Origin of the sequence: Methylobacterium sp. BTF04 (assembly GCF_010692745.1) — a bacterium.
In the GTDB taxonomy this organism is placed as follows: Bacteria; Pseudomonadota; Alphaproteobacteria; order Rhizobiales; family Beijerinckiaceae; genus Methylobacterium.
In genome coordinates this window covers 1-19,242 of sequence record NZ_JAAHTB010000041.1, presented here as the reverse complement: position 1 = coordinate 19,242, position 19,242 = coordinate 1, and the positions used below count along the sequence as shown (strand labels likewise).

Annotated in this window: 19 protein-coding genes and 1 tRNA gene; 4 read left to right on the top strand and 16 right to left on the bottom strand. The window is 68.1% G+C overall.

Going from position 1 to position 19,242, the window contains the following annotated elements; genetic code table 11:
- Positions 1-239: 239 nt before the first annotated feature.
- The gene (locus tag G3T14_RS19245) at positions 240-485 is read left to right on the top strand and encodes a hypothetical protein (RefSeq protein WP_163644157.1); all 246 of its coding nucleotides are present in this window, start codon (positions 240-242) and stop codon (positions 483-485) included.
- Positions 486-719: 234 nt separating this feature from the next.
- On the opposite strand, the gene G3T14_RS19240 is transcribed toward G3T14_RS19245, so the two are convergent.
- The 12 genes from G3T14_RS19240 to xseA all read right to left on the bottom strand — a co-directional run bounded on the left by G3T14_RS19240 (position 720) and on the right by xseA (position 12,091).
- Positions 720-796 (bottom strand) — tRNA-Met (locus G3T14_RS19240).
- A gap of 168 nt (positions 797-964) precedes the next feature.
- A complete protein-coding gene (trpB, locus tag G3T14_RS19235) occupies positions 965-2,206 on the bottom strand; it encodes a tryptophan synthase subunit beta (RefSeq protein WP_163644156.1) in 1,242 nt (413 codons plus the stop codon).
- Between the two features lie 198 nt (positions 2,207-2,404).
- Positions 2,405-3,046 carry a phosphoribosylanthranilate isomerase gene (locus G3T14_RS19230; protein ID WP_163644155.1) on the bottom strand — a complete coding sequence of 214 codons (642 nt, stop codon included), beginning with the start codon at positions 3,044-3,046 and terminating at the stop codon, positions 2,405-2,407.
- A 10-nt stretch (positions 3,047-3,056) separates the two neighbouring features.
- Positions 3,057-3,425, bottom strand: a complete 369-nt coding sequence (locus G3T14_RS19225; protein WP_163644154.1) for a LapA family protein — start codon at positions 3,423-3,425, stop codon at positions 3,057-3,059.
- 28 nt (positions 3,426-3,453) lie between these two features.
- Positions 3,454-3,771 (bottom strand): integration host factor subunit beta, encoded by a 318-nt coding sequence (ihfB, locus tag G3T14_RS19220; RefSeq protein WP_163644153.1) that lies wholly within the window; start codon positions 3,769-3,771, stop codon positions 3,454-3,456.
- Between the two features lie 45 nt (positions 3,772-3,816).
- Positions 3,817-4,803: a signal peptide peptidase SppA gene (sppA, locus tag G3T14_RS19215; protein WP_163644152.1), complete on the bottom strand. Its 987-nt coding sequence runs from the start codon at positions 4,801-4,803 to the stop codon at positions 3,817-3,819.
- Between the two features lie 374 nt (positions 4,804-5,177).
- Positions 5,178-6,908: a 30S ribosomal protein S1 gene (gene rpsA / locus G3T14_RS19210; protein ID WP_163644151.1), complete on the bottom strand. Its 1,731-nt coding sequence runs from the start codon at positions 6,906-6,908 to the stop codon at positions 5,178-5,180.
- Positions 6,909-7,181: 273 nt separating this feature from the next.
- Entirely contained in the window at positions 7,182-7,727 is a 546-nt protein-coding gene (locus G3T14_RS19205; RefSeq protein WP_246733429.1) for a hypothetical protein, read from the bottom strand.
- A gap of 224 nt (positions 7,728-7,951) precedes the next feature.
- Positions 7,952-8,662, bottom strand: a complete 711-nt coding sequence (locus G3T14_RS19200; RefSeq protein ID WP_163644150.1) for a cell cycle transcriptional regulator TrcR — start codon at positions 8,660-8,662, stop codon at positions 7,952-7,954.
- Positions 8,663-8,894: 232 nt separating this feature from the next.
- Positions 8,895-9,839, bottom strand: coding sequence for a ribose-phosphate pyrophosphokinase (locus tag G3T14_RS19195; RefSeq protein ID WP_163644149.1), 945 nt, complete (start codon positions 9,837-9,839; stop codon positions 8,895-8,897).
- Positions 9,840-9,976: 137 nt separating this feature from the next.
- Positions 9,977-10,204: a DUF4170 domain-containing protein gene (locus tag G3T14_RS19190; protein WP_163644148.1), complete on the bottom strand. Its 228-nt coding sequence runs from the start codon at positions 10,202-10,204 to the stop codon at positions 9,977-9,979.
- A 207-nt stretch (positions 10,205-10,411) separates the two neighbouring features.
- A complete protein-coding gene (gene xseA / locus G3T14_RS19185) occupies positions 10,412-12,091 on the bottom strand; it encodes an exodeoxyribonuclease VII large subunit (RefSeq protein ID WP_163644147.1) in 1,680 nt (559 codons plus the stop codon).
- A 440-nt stretch (positions 12,092-12,531) separates the two neighbouring features.
- On the opposite strand from xseA, the gene purD reads away from it, so the two are divergent.
- Complete coding sequence (gene purD, locus G3T14_RS19180) at positions 12,532-13,815, top strand: phosphoribosylamine--glycine ligase (protein ID WP_163644146.1); 1,284 nt, start codon at positions 12,532-12,534, stop codon at positions 13,813-13,815.
- 73 nt (positions 13,816-13,888) lie between these two features.
- On the opposite strand, the gene G3T14_RS19175 is transcribed toward purD, so the two are convergent.
- Together G3T14_RS19175 and otsB are read right to left on the bottom strand one after the other, a co-directional pair.
- Positions 13,889-14,899 (bottom strand): glucokinase, encoded by a 1,011-nt coding sequence (locus tag G3T14_RS19175; RefSeq protein WP_163644145.1) that lies wholly within the window; start codon positions 14,897-14,899, stop codon positions 13,889-13,891.
- 83 nt (positions 14,900-14,982) lie between these two features.
- Positions 14,983-15,738 carry a trehalose-phosphatase gene (otsB, locus tag G3T14_RS19170; RefSeq protein WP_348645307.1) on the bottom strand — a complete coding sequence of 252 codons (756 nt, stop codon included), beginning with the start codon at positions 15,736-15,738 and terminating at the stop codon, positions 14,983-14,985.
- Between the two features lie 173 nt (positions 15,739-15,911).
- Between otsB and G3T14_RS19165 the strand changes: the two genes are divergently transcribed.
- A complete protein-coding gene (locus G3T14_RS19165; protein WP_163644143.1) occupies positions 15,912-16,406 on the top strand; it encodes a DUF427 domain-containing protein in 495 nt (164 codons plus the stop codon).
- Positions 16,407-16,483: 77 nt separating this feature from the next.
- On the top strand, positions 16,484-17,710 hold the full coding sequence (locus G3T14_RS19160; RefSeq protein WP_163644142.1) for a serine hydrolase domain-containing protein: 1,227 nt from the start codon (positions 16,484-16,486) through the stop codon (positions 17,708-17,710).
- 58 nt (positions 17,711-17,768) lie between these two features.
- On the opposite strand, the gene G3T14_RS19155 is transcribed toward G3T14_RS19160, so the two are convergent.
- Entirely contained in the window at positions 17,769-18,422 is a 654-nt protein-coding gene (locus G3T14_RS19155) for a DUF2147 domain-containing protein (protein ID WP_163644141.1), read from the bottom strand.
- 227 nt (positions 18,423-18,649) lie between these two features.
- On the bottom strand, positions 18,650-18,859 hold the full coding sequence (locus tag G3T14_RS19150) for a hypothetical protein (protein ID WP_163644140.1): 210 nt from the start codon (positions 18,857-18,859) through the stop codon (positions 18,650-18,652).
- Positions 18,860-19,242 lie beyond the last annotated feature (383 nt).

The window sequence follows — 19,242 nt, the reverse complement described above, 5'->3', positions numbered from 1 at the left end:
AAGAGGATGTCGAGGATCCCGAGCGCGTCTTGGACCGTCCCCTTCCGCCGGTCTGCATCGAGGCCGGTCGCCTGATCTACGACGTCGAATGGTAGACCAGCGGGCGATCCCACGACTGGAAGCATGGCGTCGAGAGGGTTGAGCGTCACCCGCTCTGGCTGGCCGCCGACCTCACGATGGTGTCGAGGAGGGCGATCCTGAAGCGTATCGCCATGGCATGGGACTGCCGGATCCCGAGGGTGACGCCGCCAGGTGCGAGCGCCGGCCTGGTGGTGACGCTAGAACGGGAGATCCGGATGCCGCCTAGGCGGCGCTATACGCAAATCTGGGCGATGCAGATCGCGTTCCTGCCCGGCGACCGCGGCTACCTTCTCCACGACAAGCCCGCGCTGAGCGCCGTCCTCGCTCAGATGGTCGTCGGAGTTGGCTTCATGGCGGAGCGGTTGACCCCCGAGGACGAAGAGGCCCTGAGCTCGCTCGCTTGAACCGATCCGCCCGGCCGGCCGCGGGCACCGCGAGCGTGCCCTTAAACAGGTCACGCCAGCCGTGGCAGGATGATCCGGATCGACGGTCCTTGACCTTCCAAAGTCCCGGATTTGGGACGCGGACGGCGGGACGAATGTTCGGGGTCGCAGCCCGAGAACAGCCCGAGAAGCAAAAAGCCCCGAACGCTATGTTCGGGGCTCGACGGCCAACCACATGGAATGATTGAGAAATCTTGGTAGCGGGAGAGGGACTCGAACCCCCGACACGAGGATTATGATTCCTCTGCTCTAACCAGCTGAGCTACCCCGCCATATCGAAGCCGCGGGGCGTCGCCGCTGCGGTTTCGATGAGATCGGCGGTATAGTGAAAACCGCCTTCCGGTGTCAACGGGGCCCGACCCGCGAAAACGCCCGTTCTGCGCCGGCAGGGAACGGTTCGGGTCGTCGATGCCGTGTTCCCCGCGTTGGCCCGGTCGTTTCTAGAGATGCGTGCCGAGAATTTCGGCCACCTGCGGGATGTCCTTGTCGCCGCGGCCCGAGAGGTTGAGCACCATCAGGTGGTCGGCCGGCTTGGTCGGGGCGATCTCGAACACCTTGGAGAGGGCGTGGGCGGGCTCGAGGGCCGGAATGATGCCCTCCAGCAGCGAGCACAGCTTGAACGCCTCCAGGGTCTCCGTATCGGTGGCCGAGAGGTAGGTCACGCGCTTGGCCTCGTGCAGCCAGGCGTGCTCGGGGCCGATGCCCGGATAGTCGAGGCCGGCGGAGATCGAGTGCGCGTCGGAAATCTGGCCGTCGCCGTCCTGGAGCAGGTAGGTGCGGTTGCCGTGCAGCACGCCGGGCTTGCCCCCCGACAGGGAGGCGGCGTGCAGGCCGCTGGCGATGCCGTGACCGGCGGCCTCGACGCCGAAGATCTCCACTTCGGGATCGTCGAGGAACGGGTGGAACAGGCCCATGGCGTTGGAGCCGCCGCCGATGCAGGCGATGAGCGAGTCGGGCAGGCGCCCTTCCATCTCGATCATCTGCTCCTTGGTCTCGCGGCCGATGATCGACTGGAAGTCGCGCACCATCGCCGGGTACGGGTGCGGGCCGGCCACGGTGCCGATGCAGTAGAACGTGTCCTCGACGTTGGTGACCCAGTCGCGCAGGGCCTCGTTCATGGCGTCCTTGAGCGTCTTGGTGCCGGACTGGACCGGGATCACCTCGGCGCCGAGCATCTTCATGCGGAACACGTTGGGAGCCTGCCGCGCCACGTCGACGGCGCCCATGTAGACTACGCATTTGAGGCCGAACCGGGCGCACAGGGTCGCGGTGGCGACGCCGTGCTGGCCCGCCCCGGTCTCGGCGATGATCCGCGGCTTGCCCATGCGGCGCGCCAGCATGATCTGGCCGAGCACGTTGTTCACCTTGTGCGAGCCGGTGTGGTTCAGTTCCTCGCGCTTGAAGAACACCTTGGCGCCGTAGCCCGGGGCGGATTTCGCCCGCAGATACTCGGTCAGGCGCTCGGCGTAATAGAGCGGGCTCGGGCGGCCGACATAATGCGTCAGGTGACCGTCCATCTCGGCCTGGAACGCCGGATCGGCCTTGGCCGCCTCGTAGGCGTTCTCGAGGTCTAGGATCAGCGGCATCAGCGTCTCGGCCACGAAGCGTCCGCCGAAGATTCCGAAGCGGCCGCGCTCGTCCGGGCCGTTGCGGAACGAGTTCGGGGTGGGAGCGATGGTCACGGGCTGTGGTCCTCGAAGTGTCAGGGTCGGCCGAAGGCCTAGACCCGCACGGGGGCCCTCGACAATGCGGCCAACACGCCGATTCGTTAAATCTGGACGAGCGCGCGGTGCGTTTTCGCGGAAACCGCACCGCGCTCTGTCTTATTGGTTTCGCGTGACGGTCTCGGAAAACCGGATTCCACTTTTCCGCGTCAGGCTTCAGATCCGCACGGCGGCGACGAAAGCCGCCATCCGCTCGGGGCTCTTCTCGCCGGGCCTGGTCTCGACCCCGGAGGAAACATCCACGGCTCGTGCGCCGGTGCGCGCGAGCGCCTCGGCGACATTGTCCGGCGTCAGGCCGCCCGACAGCATATAGGTCGCTGGCAGATCCGCGCCCACCAGCAGATCCCAGTCGAAGGCGTGGCCGTTGCCGCCGGGCAGGTCGGCGCCGGGCGGCGGCTTGGCATCGAGGAGGAGCCGGTCGGCGGTCGCCGCATAGGCCGCCACCTGGGCGAGATCGGCGCGGGTGGCGATGCCCAGCGCCTTCATCACCCGGCGCCCGGTCATCGCACGAATCGCCGCCACGCGGTCCGGCGATTCGCGGCCATGCAACTGGATCCAGTCGGGATCGAGGGCCTGCACCGCCGCAGCCACGAGCGTGTCGTCGGGATCGATGAGCAGGACCACGCGCTCGGCCAGGCCCTTCGCCTGCGCCGACAATACCCGGCCCCGGTCGAGGCTGACGTGGCGCGGGCTCTTCTCGAAATGCACGAAGCCGACGAGATCCGCCCCGGCCGCGATGGCGGCCGCGACGGTCGCCTCCGTGCTCAGCCCGCAGATCTTGATGGCGACCGGGGCCATGGCGTGGGAATCAGCGCGGCGCCGGCAGGGCGACGCGGTCGCTCGCGCCGCGATAGAGGCTGCCGGGGCTCTCGCTCGCGGGCATGGCGGTCTTGAGCCGTGCGGTCTCGCCTTCGAGCCGGCGAATCTCGCGACGACGCTCGGCGCTGGTGCGGCGGGTCCCGGATTGGCCGAGCCAGGCGCCGCAGCCGCCGAGGAGCACGCCGATGCCCACCGCGAGGAACAGGATCACGTAGAGCGGCAGCGTCACGCTGAACACCGGCATCTCGGGCGAGAACGGATCGAACGACAGGCGCACGGCGTCCCGGTTGGCCACGGCCAAAGCCACGACGACGATCGCCACGGGAAGCAGCACCAAACCCTTGAAGAAGCGGATCATCGAGAGGACTCCGGGCGGATAGGGCGGGTTACGAGGCCGATGCCGAGACGGATGCCTCGCCGATCCCGGCCTCGTTGAGGCGCAGGCGCATCTCCTTGCCGGTCTTGAACACGGGGATGGCCTTCTCGGAGACGGCAACGGCCGCACCCGTGCGCGGGTTGCGTCCGCGCCGCGCGTCACGACGTTTCACCGAGAACGCGCCGAAGCCGCGCAGCTCGACCCGGTCGCCTCTCGCGAGGGCATCCGCGATGGTATCGAGAATGGCGTTCACCAGGGTCTCGACGTCGCGTTGGTAGAGATGCGGGTTCTGCTCGGCGATCTTGAGCACGAGCTCCGACTTGATCATGCGGCGGCCTTCACGAAGTCATGTGGTTTCGCGGCGGGGCGAGGGTCAGCGAACGGCGTCGGCGGGGCTGGGGCGCCACACCACGAGGAGCCCGTTCTCGGCGATCCCCGCCGTCTCGTCGCCCACCTGGCGCAGACGTGTGGCGAGGCCGCCGAGGCCGACGAGATCGGCTCCGAGTCCGAGGGCGGACCACAGCGGGAAGTCGCTCCGGGACTTCGGCTTCCAGTCGAGCACCGGCAGGTCCTTGGCGACGCCGCGCTCGGTCTCGAGCCAGGCGATGGCCTGCCGCTCGCCGCCGAGCCCGTCGATGAGCTTGAGCGGCACGCTCTGGCGACCGCTGAACACCCGGCCGTCGGAGACCACCGCGAGTTCCTTGTCGGTCATCTTGCGGCGCTCGGACACCAGGCCCTTGAACCAGGCGTAGGTGTCGCCGACCACCGCGGCCAACGCGGCCCGGGCCTCGGGGGAGGTCGGGGTGAAGCCCGACGGCTCGGCCTTGAGCGGCGCGGATTTCACGGATTCGACCTTCACGCCGACCTTGTCGAGGAGACCCGAGAGGTCGGGGTACTGGAACAGCACGCCGATGGAGCCGACGAGCGCGGTCTCGCGCGCCACGATGTGGTCGGCGGCGATGGCGGCGATGTAGGCGCCCGAGGCCGCGGTGCCGTCGACGAAGGCCACCATGGGCTTCTTCTCGGCGAGCGACCGCAGGTTGCGGTAGAGTTCCTCGGAGCCGGTGGTGGTGCCGCCGGGCGACGAGATCGAGACCACCACGCCCTGCACGGCGCTGGCATCGCGCACGCGCTCGATGAGCCTCGTCGTCGCCTCGCTGCCGGAGATGAAGCCGCCTACCGAGATCCGGGCGATCTGGGGTCGCACGGCGCCAAAGCCGATGCCCTCGGCTCCGCTCCTGACGCGGAAGCCCACCGCGCCCACGGCGACGACGAGACCGCCGATCCCGACCACGCGCCACAGGGAGAGCTTCCGGCGCAGGCGCCGACGATCAATCAGAAGTTCGGCGTCCGCGGCCATGCGATGGTTCTCTCCCTCGCGCTCCGGCCTGGTACGGCCGGGATGGTTCATCCGGGTTCGATCCCGGTGTCTGTCGCGTCAGCGCTGCAGAAGGCTCTTGTTCCACACCCGTTGCCGGATTGCACCAAGCCTTTGGTCCGCCTCGCTTCCTCGGCGTTGCTGTTCTAGCCCCGCCCTGCCCTGCGCGGCAAGTGGGCGGCCGTACTTGTGGTCACCGAAATCAGTAAGTCTTCGCGCCACATCGCGCAGTCGTCGCAGAATTTTGCCGGCCTCTAGACGAAAAACGCCCACGCAGGATGCAATCCTGCGTGGGCGTTTGCTTCGTTTCGGAGTGCCGTCAACCAGAAGCGGCTGACGGCACTGTTTCCGAACTCTTAGTCCTGGGCGTCGTCCTTGTCGTCGCTGGTGCGGGCCTTCTTGAAGGCTGCGCCAAGGATCTCGCCGAGCGAGGCACCCGAATCGGCGGAACCGAACTGGGCCATCGCCTCCTTCTCTTCGGCCATCTCGAGGGCCTTGATCGAGAGCTGGACCCGGCGCGCCTTGCGGTCGAACTGGATCACGCGGGCATCGAACTTCTCGCCGGCGGCGAAACGCTCGGGACGCTGGTCGCCACGATCGCGGGCGAGTTCGGCCCGGCGAATGAAGGTGGTGAGGTCGGTATCGACGATCTTCACGTCGACGCCGGAATCCTTCACCTCGGTCACTTCGCAGGTCACGATCTGACCCTTCTTGAGCTCACCGGCTTCCGTGAACGGGTCGCCGCCGAGCTGCTTCACGCCGAGCGAGATGCGCTCCTTCTCGACATCGACGTCGAGAACCTGGGCGCGCAGCATGTCGCCCTTCTTGAACTCTTCGATGACCTGCTCGCCGGGACGGTTCCAGTCGAGATCCGACAGGTGGACCATGCCGTCGACGTCGCCGTCGAGACCGATGAACAGACCGAACTCGGTCTTGTTCTTGACCTCACCCTCGACCTCGGAGCCGACCGGATGCTGCTCGGCAAAGGCCTCCCACGGGTTCTGGAGGGTCTGCTTGAGGCCGAGCGAGATGCGGCGCTTGACCGGATCGACCTCGAGGATCTGCACTTCCACTTCCTGGGAGGTGGAGACGATCTTGCCCGGATGGACGTTCTTCTTCGTCCAGGACATCTCGGAGACGTGGATCAGGCCCTCGATCCCCGGCTCCAGCTCCACGAAGGCGCCGTAATCGGTGATGTTGGTGACACGGCCCTTGAGCTTGGCGTCGACCGGGTAGCGCTGGGCGATGCCCTCCCACGGATCGGCGAGCAGCTGCTTGATGCCGAGCGAGATGCGGTGGGTCTCGTGGTTGATCTTGATGATCTTGACCTTGACCGTCTGGCCGATGGTCACGACCTCCGACGGGTGGTTCACGCGGCGCCACGCCATGTCGGTGACGTGGAGCAGGCCGTCGATGCCGCCGAGATCAACGAACGCACCGTATTCGGTGATGTTCTTGACGACGCCGTCGATGACCTGACCTTCTTCGAGGTTGGCCACGAGCTCGGAGCGCTGCTCGGCGCGGCTCTCCTCGAGGACGGTGCGGCGCGACACGACGATGTTGCCGCGGCGACGATCCATCTTGAGGATCTGGAAGGGCTGCGGCGTGCCGAGCAGGGGCGTGACGTCGCGCACGGGGCGGATGTCGACCTGGGAGCGCGGCAGGAACGCCACGGCGCCGTCGAGATCGACGGTGTAGCCGCCCTTGACCTGGTTGAAGATCGCGCCGGTGACGCGCTCGTTGGCCTCGAAGGCCTTCTCAAGCTTGACCCAGCTCTCCTCGCGGCGCGCCTTGTCGCGCGAGATGACGGCCTCGCCGAGCGCATTCTCGATGCGATCGACATAGACCTCGACCTCGTCGCCGACGGCGAGTTCGCCTTCGCGGCCGGGGCCGTTGAATTCCTTGAGGGCGACACGGCCTTCCGTCTTGGCGCCGATGTCGATGACGGCCACGTCCTTTTCGATCGCGACGACGCGACCCTTGACGACGGAGCCTTCGGTGATCTCGTGCTCGAGGAACGACTCTTCGAGCAGTGCCGCGAAATCGTCGCGGCTTGGGTTACGCTGCAGGGCGCTACCAGCGGTCATTCTGTCTCCTGACAGGCCTCGTTGCGAGGCCAGCGTCGGCGGTTCGTGTGACGGGGCACCCTCGGCGATCGCCGCCTGCGGTCCCTGGAGGACCGGACAGGCTCACCCCCCGTGGGAGGGCCGACGCATTCTCAAACGATGGTCGAGGGCCATTCTCCAACGGGGCTGGTGCCGAACAACCGTTCGAGACCCGTCGATTCCAAATGGAGAACGGCGGTGGCATAGCCGATCGCGCCTGGTCCGGCAATATGAACGTTCGATGGCACGCGTCGGTCAAAGCAGAACCGGGTTGCATCCCGTCGCGTTGCGCAGCCAGACGGCCGAGGCGACGGCGAGGGGCTCGAGCGGCAGCACCACCCGGCCGTGGCTCTTTCCCCAGAGCGCAATGCCGGTGAACCGAACCTCGCGGATGGTGAGCCAGGTGCCGAACGGGAAGGTCGCCTCGGTGCCCTCCTCCGGACCGAAGCACTCCTCGAACGCCAGCGGATCGATCATGATCTGATCGTAGCGGGCCAGGTGATCGGCCATCGAGACCTTGGAGCGGAACAGGACTCGGTCGCGGTGGAACGAGGAGAAACAGGGCTCGAACTCGGTGAGCGTCACCCAGAGCTTGCCGCCGATGCGCAGGTAGGGCGGGTTCGGGCCATCGTCGCCGAAGTTCGACGGGCTCCAACCGGCCCGCGTCATGAGGGATTCGGCGAGCGTCACCGGCTCCGAGACGATCCGCGGCGTCGGCTCCGTCCAGGTTTCAGCCTCCGGCGCATCGTCGAGGGCGGCGGATGCAGCCGCATAATCCTGCGCCTCGGGCTCCGTTCTCATGGTCTGTCCGGTGCCCTGAGAGATCATGAGCCCCCCTGAATATCTGCCCTCGCCGATCGAGATCACGCATTATTACGCATTTTACGGGGTTTGGCGACTGACGATCGTCCGCGCGATTCTCGTTATCGTGCCGGGTCGGCCCCAAGAAAAATCCGCGCAAGCTGCCTTGCGCGGATCGGGCCGGGTCCGGCGGCCTCAAACTGGGCCAGTGTTTTCGCCGACGATCAGTCCTCGTCGTCCGTGTCGGTGTTGCGCATGCCCTTAAGCTTGGCGAACACGGATTCGGCGTTGAGCTTCTCGTCGCGGGCGTTGCGGTGGTGCTCGTCGTTGTCGCTGTAGTCGGACGCGGTCGAGACTTCGGTGGGCAGGAGCGTGGCGCCGCCATCGGTGGGGAGCACGGCGGGGCGGTCCTTGGCGGAGCGCTGGACCTCGAAATCGAGGTCGATCTGCGTGCACAGGCCGAGCGTCACCGGGTCCATCGGCTGGAGCGAGCCGGAATTCCAGTGGGTGCGCTCGCGGATCTGCTGGATCGTCGACTTGGTGGTCCCGACGAGCCGGATGACCTGCGCGTCCTTGAGCTCGGGATGGTTGCGCAGCAGCCACAGGATGGCGTTCGGACGGTCCTGGCGCCGCGACAGCGGGGTGTAGCGCGGACCCTTGGTGGTACGCTTCACCTCGGGCAGCTTCACCTTGGAGACCGCGACCTTGAGCTTGTAGTTCGGGGCGGCCTGCGCCTTCTCGATCTCGTCGCGGGTGAGCTGTCCCGTGGTGATCGGGTCGAGGCCCTTGATGCCGGCGGCGACTTCACCGTCGGCGATGCCCTTCACCTCCAACGGGTGCAACTTGCAGAAATCGGCGATCTGCTCGAAGGCCAGCGAAGTGTGCTCCACCAGCCATACGGCGGTGGCCTTCGGCATCAGCGGGCCTTGGGTCATCGGACAACTCCAACGGTTCTGGCGGGACGGGCGTCGGGGCGTCGCCGACGTGGCGCCGCTCGCTCCGACCTCGACTGGCCGGCAGCATCCCGTCTCAACGCTTCAATAGGGGAGAGCCGTCTATACAGGTTCGCCGGGGGGGGACGCAATTGAGAACCGCCGCCTCGGTTCATCGCGGTCTCGCGGCTGTGGGAACGGGGCGCCGCGATGGCGGTCGCCCCTCGCGACCGGCTCAGGTGAACAGGCTCGACACGCTCGATTCTGTCGCGGTCCGGCCGATGGCTTCGCCCAGCAAAGGCGCGATCGTGGCGACGCGGATGTTGCGGGCGAGCTTGACCGCCTGCGTCGGCTGGATCGAATCGGTGATCACCAGCTCCTTCATCCGGGACGCGGCGATGCGCGACACCGCTCCGCCCGAGAGCACCCCGTGGGTGATGTAGGCCGAGACGTCCTTTGCGCCGGCATTGAGCAAGGCCTCGGCGGCGTTCACCAGGGTGCCGCCGGAATCGACGATGTCGTCGACGAGGATGCAGGAGCGGCCTTCGACCTCACCGATGATGTTCATCACCTCGGATTCGCCCGGGCGCTCGCGGCGCTTGTCGACGATGGCGAGGGTCGCATCGATGCGCTTGGCGATGGCGCGGGCACGCACCACGCCGCCGACGTCGGGCGAGACCACCATCCAGTCCTTCGGGTCGAGCCGCTCCTTGATGTCGCGCACCATCACGGGGGCGGCGAACAGGTTGTCGGTGGGAATGTCGAAGAAGCCCTGGATCTGGCCGGCATGGAGATCCAGCGTCATCACCCGGTCGGCGCCCGCTTCGGTGATGAGGTTGGCCACCAGCTTGGCCGAGATCGGGGTGCGGCCCGAGGTGCGCCGGTCCTGCCGCGCATAGCCGAAATACGGGATCACCGCGGTGATGCGGCGCGCCGAGGAGCGCCGTGCCGCGTCGATCATGATGAGCAGTTCCATCAGGTGATCGTTGGCGGGGAACGAGGTCGACTGGACGATGAAGACGTCCTCGCCGCGCACGTTCTCCTGAAGTTCGACGAAGATCTCCATGTCGGCAAAGCGCCGGACCATGCACTTGGCGAGCGGCAATTCGAGATAGGCCGCGATGGCTTCGGCCAGCGGCCGGCTCGCGTTGCCGGCGATGATCTTGATCGAGGACTTCATGCCGGGGTCTTCATCTCGAGATCCTTAGGGTCCGCCACCCTGTCGCAATCGCGGACCTTTGCGTGCCGCGGTGCTTATCAGCCGGCAGGGGGGCGTCACAATGCCTTCATGCAGGGCGGTGCGCCGCCTTGCACAGATCAGGGCTCGAGCAACCGGTGCAGGTGCACGATGAAGTAGCGCGTCTGCGCGGAATCCACTGTGGATTGCGCCTTCGACTTCCAGGCCGTCTGGGCCGAGGCGTAGTCGGGAAAGATGCCGACGATGTCGAGTCCCTTGAGGTCGTGGAAGGTGACCCCGTCGAGGCTCGCCAGTTCGCCGCCGAAGACGAGGTGGAGCTTCTGGGTACTGTCGATCGTAGTGGTCATTGCGACTCCTTCAGGGCGTCGGCCGGCCTCGGGCAGACCCTGTCTTTCAGCAGAGTTCGGCTCAAGGCATGTGCCGTGCCGCGGTTCGCAAACGCCGCCCACTTCGTCAAGCCGGCCCCGTGGGCAAACGGGATTCCCGGCGCCCCAGCCCTCCGTTTTGTCGAAGGAGGATGCCTGAACGCCGTATAGTCCGGTCGTGGATCGGTCTCAGCCCTCGAACAGCGACCCCTGGCGCACCGGCTCCGCCGCTGGTTTGCGCGGCGTGCGCTTGGTCCGCACGGGATCGGTCCGCGCAGGGGTCGGCGCACCCTCCCCGCCCGGGTCGGGCGCGCCGGATTCCGTCCGGGCCGGATCCGTGCGTGCCGTCACGGTGCCGTCGGAGAATTCGAGGGTAAACCGCTCGGCTGCGATCGCGGCGGCGGTTCCGCGCACGGGGGCGCCGGCCGTATCCCGAACGAGGGCGAAGCCGCGGGCCAGCACGGCGCGGTAGCTCAGCGAGCCGAGCAGGCCGGTCAGCGCGCCGAGCCGATCGCGCCGGCGCTCGGTCAGGCGGGCGATGCCCTGCGCGAGGCGCGCCTGCACGGCGCCGAGGCGATCGTGGTTGCGGGCCTGTTCGGCGCGGGCGCGACCGAGCGTGCCGTCGCGGGCGATGACGAGGCGGCGGCCGAGATAGGACAGGGCCTCGCCTTTTCGCGCCGCACCGTGGCGCACGGCGCTGCCCGAGCGATCGCCGATGCGCGCAAGGCGCCCACGTGCCGTCGCCAGGGCCAGCGTCGGCGGATGCCGGACGAACCGCTCCACCAGGCGCGACACCCGTAGGCGGTGGACCCGGGCGTTGCCGGCGAGCGCCGGCCCGAGGCGGGCCTCGGCGAGATCGAGACGCTGGCGCTTTCCGGCCAGGAAGGCATCGACGCCGGGCATCGCCCGCACCAGGGCGCGCAAATCGCTGCCCTCCCGATCGAGCTTGCGCTCCACCGCCTCGCGCTGGCGGCGGGCGAGATCGGCGACCTCCGCCATCAGGTCGGCCCGCACCGGCACCGCCATTTCGGCGGCGCCCGTCGGCGTCGGGGCGCGCCGGTCCGAGACGAAGTCGATCAGGGTGGTGTCGGTCTCGTGCCCCACCGCCGAGATCAGCGGAATCGTGGATTCGGAGGCGGCGCGCACCACCGCTTCCTCGTTGAAGGCCCACAGGTCCTCGATGGAGCCGCCGCCCCGCGCCACGATCAGCACGTCGGGCCGGGGGATCGGCCCGCCGGGCGACAGGGCGTTGAAGCCCCGGATGGCGGCGGCGATCTCCTCGGCCGCGCCCTCGCCCTGCACCCGGACCGGCCAGACCAGGACCGGGCGCGGAAACCGGTCGGCCAACCGATGAAGGATGTCGCGAATGACCGCACCGGTGGGCGAGGTGACGACGCCGACCACCCGCGGCAGGTAAGGGATCGGGCGCTTGCGCTCGGGCGCGAACAGCCCCTCGGCGGCGAGCACCCGCTTGCGCTCTTCGAGCAGAGCCATCCAGGCGCCGATGCCGGCGGGCTCCAGGGTCTCGATGACGATCTGGTACGAGGACTTGCCGGGGAAGGTGGTGATCCGCCCGGTGGCGACCACTTCCAATCCTTCCTGCGGCTTTTGCCGCAAGCGGTTGAAGGTGCCCTTCCACACCACTGCATCGATGCGGGCGGTGCCGTCCTTGAGCGAGAAATAGGCGTGACCCGAGCCGTGCTGGCCGCGAAACCCGGAAATCTCGCCGCGCAGCCGCACATGGCCGAAGGCGTCCTCCAGCGTCCGCTTGAGCGCGGAAGCGAGTTCGCCCACCGACCATTCGGCGACGTTCGACGGCGTCGCGGCATCTGACTTGAGGGGGGCGGAAGGCGGGGGAGGGACGGCCATGGCGGCGGACGCTAGTGCCGGGTGCCGGGCAGGTAAAGGCCGCCGGCGATCAAGCGTCCTAAAGAAGGATCGCCAGAATCAGCGCAGCGCAGGCCGTCGGTAGGGCTCCGATCGCGAGAGCCCAATACCAGTGCGGCGCATGCCGCGGACGCGGGTTATCGTTGCAGGCTCGCGTCGCTCTTCGGCCGCGAACAATGTACTTGGCCGCGCTCATCCCGCGAAATTGGGGCGAAGCCACCGAATACGAGACGGATTTGCGACAACCTGGCATGATGCCTGACAACATGGCGCTCCGGGTTTCGTTCCACCCGATCTCCACGAAACATGCGGGACAACGGGCGCGTTGTCAGATCAGCCGCGACGCTTCCCGTGCACAGCCGCGCTCGCCAAACGGAATCGGCCTTTCCAAAGAACGGCTTTTGGGAAAAACCCTCACCCCCATGAACATCCTTCTCATCGGCTCCGGCGGACGCGAGCACGCGCTTGCCTACGCCATCGCCAAAAGCCCGCTCTGCTCCCGCCTGTTCACGGCGCCGGGTAACCCGGGGACCGCCGCCTACGGCGAGAACCGGCCGGAGCTCGACGTCGCCGACCATGCCGCCGTGCGGGCCTTCTGTTCGGGAGAGAGTATCGGCTTGGTGGTGGTCGGGCCCGAGGTGCCGCTGGTGGCGGGGCTTGTCGACGACCTGCAGGCGGCCGGAATCCGAGCCTTCGGGCCGACCAAGGCGGCCGCCCAACTCGAGGGCTCGAAGGGCTTCACCAAGGAGTTGTGCGCGCAATACGGCATCCCCACCGCCGGCTTCGCGCGCTTTACCGAACTCGACCCCGCTTTGGCCTATCTGGCCGCGCATGGCGCGCCCATCGTGGTGAAGGCCGACGGGCTCGCCGCCGGCAAGGGCGTGGTGGTCGCCGAGACCCTCGACCAGGCCGAGGCGGCGGTGCGCGGCATGCTCGCCGATCCGGGTGCCGAGATCGTCATCGAGGAATGCCTGTTCGGCGAGGAGGTGAGCTTCTTCGCCCTTTGCGACGGCACCCGCGCAGTGCCGGTGGGGACGGCGCAGGACCACAAGCGCGTCTTCGACGGCGACCGTGGCCCCAATACCGGCGGCATGGGCGCCTACTCGCCGGCCACCATTCTCACCCCCGCCCTGGAGCGGGAGGTGATGGAGACGATCATCGCGCCGACACTGGACGGCATGCGCGCGCGCGGCACGCCGTTCACCGGCATCCTCTATGCCGGGCTGATGCTCACCGCCGACGGTCCCAAGCTCATCGAGTACAACACCCGCTTCGGTGATCCCGAGGCACAGGTGCTGATGCCGCGTCTGTCCTCCGATCTCGTGCCGGCCCTGCTCGCCGCCTGCGAGGGCGACGTGTCCGGCATCGACCTCCGGTTCGACGCGCGCCGCGCGGCGCTGACCGTCGTGATGGCGGCCGCCGGCTATCCCGGCGCGGTGATGCGGGGCTCGGTGATCCGCGGAATCGCCGAGGCCGGCGCCAGCAACGACGTCATCGTGTTCCAAGCCGGCACCCGCGCCGAGAACGGGCAGGTGCTCGCCGATGGTGGCCGCGTGCTGACAGTGACGGCGCTCGGCGACAGCATGATGGAGGCCCAGGCCCGCGCCTACGCCGCCATCGCCCGGATCGATTGGCCGGAGGGCTTCTGCCGCCGGGACATCGGCCGCCGTGCCGTGGCGCGCGAGGTCGCCGGCGGGGGGATTTAGGGGAACGCGGCGGCCTCAAGCCGTTACCGTTGAAACCGAACCGCCTCTTGGTCGTTGAGGCGACGCTCTCGCGTCAGCCATCCTCCCACACCTGGCCGTGATACACGAAGAGGTCGGGATGGCTCGCGAGGGCCGCGAGGCCGGAGAGCGCAGGATCGTGGACGGCGATGACGCTGGTCGGGATCGCCTCCATCTGCGTCACGAAGGGCGGCTTGTGCTCGAAGGCTGCGCGAAAGCCGCCCTTGTGCAGCACGTCGATGATCCGGGGGGCGATGCCGCCGCCGATATAGACCCCGCCGGTGGCGAGGAAGGTCAGGGCGAGATCGCCGCAGACGCGGCCGAGCAGCTTTGCGAAGAGCTCGAGGGCGGCTGCCGCATCGGCGTCTTCTCCCGAGAGCCCGGTCTCGGTGACGGCAGCCGGGTCGATCTTCGGGCCGTCTTCGCCGGTCCGCATCCGCCGCAAGGCCGCATGCAGGCGCGACAGGCCGGGACCGGACAGGAGTGTCTCCACCGTGATCCGGCCCTCGATCCGCTCCAGGTGCGGCCACAGCGCGTGCTCGAGGGCGTCGCTCGGGCCAAAATCCACGTGCCCGCTCTCGGTCGAGACGATGGCGAGGCGGTCCCCCACCGGCAGCAGGGCCGCCGCCCCGAATCCGGTGCCGGGGCCGAGCACGAGGCGCGCACCCTGATCGCCCTTGATGCCGCCCTCGCGATGGGGGCCGACCTGGGTCAACTCGCCGGGGCTGATGTTGGCGGCCCCTGCGGCCACCGGCACGTAGTCGTTGACGATGACCGTCCGCGACAGCCCGAAATCTCGACCGATCCGCTCGCCCTCGATCACCCAATGGGCGTTGGTCAGCTGAACCGCCGGACCGTCGACCCGCGCGGCCACCGCCAGGATCGCCGAGCGCGGCGCGGCACCACCGCCCTTGGCCAGCGCGGCGCGGATCGCCGCGCTCGGATGGGGATGGCCGGCGGTCTCCACATGGGCGAGCAGGCGCGGTGGCGCGCCCGCCTCGGGCACTAGTGCAAAACGCGCATTGGTGCCGCCGATGTCGCCGACGAGGACCGGGAATTCGAACATGAGCGCGCGATCCTATCCAAGCCGGATCTGCCGGCAAACCGTTCCGAGCCGGCTCTGCCGGCGGGCAATCGTCGATCGGCGCTTCAGGCCTGTGGCAGGGCGTCGGGATCGATGGGGGCGCCGTCGGCCCAGGAATAGAGCAGCCGGCGCACGGCCTCCGGATGGTCCAGGCGACGCGTGGCGATGGTGTCTGCCGCGCCGATCCGGACGCTGATGCCACCGCCCTCGTTGACGACGGCGAACGCCTTCTCGTCAGTGAGGTCGTCACCGAGGAAGATCGCGCGACGGCCGGCATAGGGGGCGTGCTCGGCGAAGGCCCGGATGGCGTGGCCCTTGGTCGCCAGGGCCGGTACGATCTCGCCCACCGCCTTGCCGAGCTGGAGCCGGTAGGCGCTTCCCAGCGCTGCGGCGGTGGCCTTCACCGCCTCCTCCGCCGCTGCCGCATCGGCGGATTTGGCGAGGCGCCAGTGCACGGCCACCGACGCGCCCTTATCCTCGATCAGCACCGCATCGAGGCCGGTGACCGCCGCGACGAGCCCGGCGATGCGTGCGCGCAATGCCGGGTGGTCGTCCGCAGTCCCGCCACTTACCACGCCGTCGACCCGGCGCTCGACCCCGTGCAGTCCGGCAACATCGAACCGGGCCGGGCTGAGGAAATCGTCGATGACGCCGATCGGCCGGCCGGTGACGATGGCGAGCGCGCCCCCGAGCCGTTCGCGCAGCCGCTCCAGGGCCGCGGGCAACGCGGGATCGACGCGGACCTGATCGGGCGTGGGCGCGATCTCCACCAGGGTGCCGTCGAAGTCGAGGTAGAGGGCGAGGTCGGTCGGCTCGGTCACGCAGGGCGTCCCTTCGTCAAATCCAGGCATTCGACATCCAGGCGTGCGCTAGCATGACGCGCGCCAGGGGAAAACCGTGGCTCGCGAAAACCCGAATCCGGAAAAATCGGCACCAGGATCCCGCCACGCCCTATCTCACCAAGTCGTGTTCCCGAGAAAAGGCGTCGATGCGCATGTGGCCCACACCGATTGCCCCTAAGCCTGACGAGGAGAGCGTCTGGGCCTATCCGCGCCCGCCGCGCCTTGAGCGTGTCGCCGTTCGCCTGCGTGTGGTCTTCGCCGGCGAGACCATCGCCGACACGCGGGACGGCTGGCGCGTGCTCGAGACCAGCCACCCGCCGACCTATTATTTTCCACCCGGCGACGTGATGGCCGGCAGCCTCGGAGCCCCGCGAAGGGCCGGCATCTGCGAGTGGAAGGGACGCGCCGTGCTCCACGACGTCTCGGCCGGCGGCCGCCGTGCCGAGGGCGCTGCCTGGGCCTATCCCGACCCGACGCCCGATTTCCGTGCGATCGCCGGCCACCTCGCTTTCTATGCCGGCCCGATGGATGCCTGCTTCGTCGGTGACCTGCGGGTCGAACCGCAGCCCGGTGGTTTCTATGGCGGCTGGATCACGCCCGGCATCGTCGGGCCGTTCAAGGGCGGGCCGGGCTCCGTGGGCTGGTGAACCGGCCAGGCGCGGTTTGTCGTCTCCGCCCTGCCCCGCTACATGCGCCCGGAGCGTGAAGCGATGGAGCGGCGGGCATGCAGGGCGAGATCGACAGCGAGCCGGGCGCGGTGGGCCTGTGTCCGGACCGACTGGAGCGGATCGACGGCTGGATGCAACGGCTCGTGGCCGACGGCCGCCTCGCCGGCCTCTCGGTGATGGTCTCGCGGGGCGGCAAGATTCCGTTTTTCCGCGCCCATGGCCTCGCCGATATCGCCCGCGAAAAACCGTTCGCCCCGGATACGATCGCCCGAATCTACTCGATGACGAAGCCGCTGACCTCGGTGGCGGTGATGATGCTCTACGAGGAGGGTCGCTTCCAGCTCGACGACCCGATCACGCGCTTCCTTCCGGAATTCGCCGACATGCGGGTTCTCACCGGCGGCAACCGGGTGAAATTCGACAGCGAGCCGGCCAACCGCCTCATCACCATCCGCGACCTGCTCACCCACACCTCTGGCCTGACCTACGGCTTCATGGAGGCGACGCTGGTCGATGCGCTCTACCGCCAGAACGGGGTCGATTTCGGCGAGACCCAGGCCGACGACCTCGCCACGGTGGTGGGACGCCTCGCGAGGCAGCCCCTGCTGGCTCAACCCGGTGCCGAGTGGAACTACAGCGTCGCCACCGACCTGCTCGGCCATCTGGTCGCGGTGATCTCCGGCGTGGATTTCGCCGACTTCCTGCGCGAGCGCGTGATCGGTCCGCTCGGCATGGTCGATACCGATTTCTTCGTCCACGCCGACGCGCTGCCGCGCTTTGCCGCCAATTACAGCCTGTTTCGCGATCGCAGCCTCAAGCTCTACGACGACGCGGTAGGTAGCCGGTTCGCCACCGCTCCGGCCATCGCCTCCGGCGGCGGCGGCCTCGTCTCGACGGCCTCCGACTACATGCGCTTCTGCCGGTTCATCCTGGGGCGCGGCGCCCTCGACGGCGTGCGTCTGCTCGGCCGCAAGACCGTCGACTTGATGCTAACCAACCATCTGGCCGGCGACCTCGCCGCCATGGGCCAGCCGCGCTTCTCGGAATCGGCTTATACGGGAATCGGCTTCGGGCTCGGCTTTTCGGTGATGCTCGATCCCGCCCGTGCCCAGATCGTCGGCACACCCGGCGAGGCCGCCTGGGGCGGGCTCGCCAGCACCGCTTTCTGGATCGACCCCGCCGAGGATCTCGCGGTCGTCCTCCTCGCCCAGCTCATCCCGTCCTCGGCCCTGCCGATCCGGCGCGAGCTGCGGGTGCTGACTTACGCGGCCCTCGTGGACTGATCGTATCGTCGTCTCGATCCCTCCCCCCAAGGGCAAGGGGGAAGGGGAACGGGTGAACCTACTCTTCGGTGGGCGCGGCGGCCGGAGCGGCACCCGCAGCCGGCTTGGTAGCCGGTTTCACGGCCGGCTTTGTGCCGGGCGCTGCGCCCGCTGCTGCCGTCGGCTTCGCAGCCCATTCGGCATCGGCCCGCGGGCCTCCGGGCGTGTTGGTCTGAGCGGTGAGCTGGCCGGGCGCCACGTCGCTCACCTTGTTCCAGGTCTGAGAGCCGCACAGGATCGCCAGCATGCAGCCGCGCACAGAGAGTTCCGTGGGCTGCTCGGTCCAGATCGTGACGTCGTAGAACTTGCCCTCGTCGGCATTGTAGATCTTGCCGGCATAGCGGGCGTCGGCGTTCGGCTTCAGGCCCATGACGAGCTGGTGACCGAGCGACGGGCGGGCCTGCTTCTTCGTATCGGGATTCTTGAAATCGATCCGCGGCTGGCCCTGGTCGTTCAGGGGCACCTTCAGCCAGACGACGTAGCCACACAGGTTGTTCAGCTGCGGGCCGCACTTCTCGAGGCGGATACGGGCGCGGCCGTCCTCGGTGAGCCAGGTTCCACTCGGGTCATTTAGCGTCGCGGCATGCGCCAGGCCGGGCAGCGCGGCCAGGACGAGGCCCGCGAGCGGCGCTACGAGGCGTCCGGCCACGTCCGTGAACGATCGATACGTCATGTCTCAACTATCCCCATACGCCTGAACCCACCGGGTCCGGCCCGCAGCGCGGCGCGTCGGCTGTCGCCCTGTACCGTAATGTCCCGCCATCGGATGCGAAGGTGACGGGATCATGACCGGCTCATGCATCGGGCGCAGAAATACTTCGTGTGGGAAGGTCATGGGCTCATACGAAAAAAGCCGGCGCTTTCGCACCGGCTTTTATCCGCGAAGATGAAAGTCGTCGTTTATTCGGCGGCGGACATTTCGGCTGTGAAGTGGCCGCACCAATCCTTGGAAGCAACCACTGGCCACAGGCCCGGGGACTTCGGCTCGGGCTGGCTCACCGGCGGGTTGAAGCGGCACAGGCCTTCGTCGCCGGCAGCCATGCCGCCATTGATCTTGTGGTCGTCGAAGAAGCGGCAGCTTTCGCACGCCGCGCTGTGATTGCTGGCCATCGTGTCTCTCCCGATCCGTTGGACGAAACCCCGTCCGCGCTGTTCTTAATTAGAACAACTCCAATGAAGCGTCAATCCATCGGCGCAGATTAGGTTGCATCCGCATGAGCCTCCGCCGATCGGTACGCGGCTTTTCGGCGGTTTCGGCTGTCGCCGCCCGAGGTCGGGCGCTGATGACCCAGATGTGGACGACGCGGCCGGGCGCGTCGCGCGTCAACGCGTTCGGGCCCTGTTGCACGTGCGCATCTGTTGGCCGGCCAAGCGACCAGCGGAGCGAGATCGGAGTGTGAAAGCAGCGGTGTGCCGTTGACGCAGGCGGCGCCAACGGCCTAGCCCGTCTTATTCATGAGGGCAGTGGATCTGAGGCGGCGAGCGTAGCGTAA

Bases quoted from the DNA above. Each gene is read 5' to 3' on its own strand.
- G3T14_RS19230 (WP_163644155.1), bottom strand. From the start codon at position 3,046: ATGGCCCCGGTCGCCATCAAGATCTGCGGGCTGAGCACGGAGGCGACC.
- G3T14_RS19225 (WP_163644154.1), bottom strand. From the start codon at position 3,425: ATGATCCGCTTCTTCAAGGGTTTGGTGCTGCTTCCCGTGGCGATCGTC.
- ihfB (WP_163644153.1), bottom strand. From the start codon at position 3,771: ATGATCAAGTCGGAGCTCGTGCTCAAGATCGCCGAGCAGAACCCGCAT.
- sppA (WP_163644152.1), bottom strand. From the start codon at position 4,803: ATGGCCGCGGACGCCGAACTTCTGATTGATCGTCGGCGCCTGCGCCGG.
- rpsA (WP_163644151.1), bottom strand. From the start codon at position 6,908: ATGACCGCTGGTAGCGCCCTGCAGCGTAACCCAAGCCGCGACGATTTC.
- G3T14_RS19205 (WP_246733429.1), bottom strand. From the start codon at position 7,727: ATGAGAACGGAGCCCGAGGCGCAGGATTATGCGGCTGCATCCGCCGCC.
- G3T14_RS19200 (WP_163644150.1), bottom strand. From the start codon at position 8,662: ATGACCCAAGGCCCGCTGATGCCGAAGGCCACCGCCGTATGGCTGGTG.
- G3T14_RS19195 (WP_163644149.1), bottom strand. From the start codon at position 9,839: ATGAAGTCCTCGATCAAGATCATCGCCGGCAACGCGAGCCGGCCGCTG.
- G3T14_RS19190 (WP_163644148.1), bottom strand. From the start codon at position 10,204: ATGACCACTACGATCGACAGTACCCAGAAGCTCCACCTCGTCTTCGGC.
- xseA (WP_163644147.1), bottom strand. From the start codon at position 12,091: ATGGCCGTCCCTCCCCCGCCTTCCGCCCCCCTCAAGTCAGATGCCGCG.
- purD (WP_163644146.1), top strand. From the start codon at position 12,532: ATGAACATCCTTCTCATCGGCTCCGGCGGACGCGAGCACGCGCTTGCC.
- G3T14_RS19175 (WP_163644145.1), bottom strand. From the start codon at position 14,899: ATGTTCGAATTCCCGGTCCTCGTCGGCGACATCGGCGGCACCAATGCG.
- G3T14_RS19165 (WP_163644143.1), top strand. From the start codon at position 15,912: ATGTGGCCCACACCGATTGCCCCTAAGCCTGACGAGGAGAGCGTCTGG.
- G3T14_RS19160 (WP_163644142.1), top strand. From the start codon at position 16,484: ATGCAGGGCGAGATCGACAGCGAGCCGGGCGCGGTGGGCCTGTGTCCG.
- G3T14_RS19155 (WP_163644141.1), bottom strand. From the start codon at position 18,422: ATGACGTATCGATCGTTCACGGACGTGGCCGGACGCCTCGTAGCGCCG.
- G3T14_RS19150 (WP_163644140.1), bottom strand. From the start codon at position 18,859: ATGGCCAGCAATCACAGCGCGGCGTGCGAAAGCTGCCGCTTCTTCGAC.